The following is a 1,296-nucleotide window of genomic DNA, read 5'->3' as shown; positions in this document are numbered from 1 at the left end:
GGGACTGCTGCACGGATAGGTGACAGGTTGTAGTCACGCCGCCAGTGCGACGGTCGTGTTCATGATGGTCTCGAACTCGATGGGCGTCAAACGCCCCAGGCGGGCCTGACGGCGGCGCCGGTGGTAGGTCCGCTCGATCCAGGTCACCATCGCGATGCGCAGCTGCTCGCGGGTCGTCCAGGTTCGGCGGTCGAGGACGTTCTTCTGCAACAGAGCGAACCAGCTCTCCATGGCTGCGTTGTCTCCGCTCGATCCGACTCTTCCCATGCTCCCGACCATGCGGTGGCGGCTGAGAGCGCGGAGCATCTTCCGGCTTCGGAATTGAGATCCTCGGTCCGAATGCACGATGCAGCGGGCGACGTCGCCGCGCATCGCGACGGCGTTCTCGAGCGCCTGGACGGCCAGCCGCGACTTCATCCTCGAGTCGATCGAGTACCCCACGATCCGACCCGAATAGACGTCCTTGATCGCGCAGAGGTACAGCTTGCCCTCAGCGGTCCGGTGCTCCGTGATGTCCGTCAGCCAGAGCTCGTTCGGCGCGTCGGCGGAGAACACATGCCTCACCCGGCCGTGCTCGTCGACGACGGCGCAGAGGTCGTCGTGCACGGGAGGCCCGGGTCGCCGATGTTTGCCGCGCTTGGGTTTCCCGAACGCGCTGAACCAGCCGTTCGCTGAGGCGATCCGCCACGCGGTCCGATCCGACATCGCCTCGCCGTGGTCGCGGGCCTCGTCGGCGAGCAGCCGATGCCCGAACTCGGGGTCGTCCTGGTGGGCGTCGAACAGCGCGTTCGCGCGATACGCCTCCACCACCTCGCTCGGGGTGATGGGATCGGCCAGCCACCGGTAGTAGGGCTGGCGGGAGAGCTTGAGCACCCGGCACGTCACCGTCACAGGGATCCCTGCGTCGGCGAGCTCTGTCACGAGCGGGTAGAACCTTTTCCCGGCAGGTTCGCCTGCGACAGATACGCCGCCGCCCGCCGCAGGACCTCGTTCTCCTGCTCCAGCAGCCGGTTCCGCTTCCGCAGCTCGCGGATCTCGGCGGCCTCGGTCCGGGTCTGGCCGGGCTTGGCGCCCGTCTCGATGTCGGCGCGACGCATCCACTTCTGCAGCGTCATCGGGTGAACTCCGAAGTCTTTCGCGATCTGCTCGATCGTCACTCCGGGCTCGCGGTTCCTCGCGACGCGCACAACGTCGTCACGGAACTCGCTCGGGTAGGGCTTGGGCACAGCAACATCCTTCCAGGCCCGCCCCACGGGCAAGCCAGCTCAGATGTCATCTACTCGTGCAGCAGTCCCA

1 protein-coding gene is annotated in these 1,296 nt (G+C 67.0%); it reads right to left on the bottom strand.

Annotation, left to right across the window (positions count from 1 at the left end):
* Positions 1 to 33: 33 nt before the first annotated feature.
* A protein-coding gene (locus Q9S36_RS51580; protein ID WP_311292448.1) for an IS3 family transposase occupies positions 34 to 1,226 on the bottom strand; the annotation gives its coding sequence in 2 pieces (ribosomal slippage) (positions 34 to 939 and positions 942 to 1,226; 1,191 coding nt in all).
* Positions 1,227 to 1,296: the final 70 nt, after the last annotated feature.

Source organism: Microbacterium sp. ARD31, from assembly GCF_031844425.1.
Note: the sequence above shows the minus strand (reverse complement) of the source record. Positions and strands in the feature narration are given on the sequence as shown.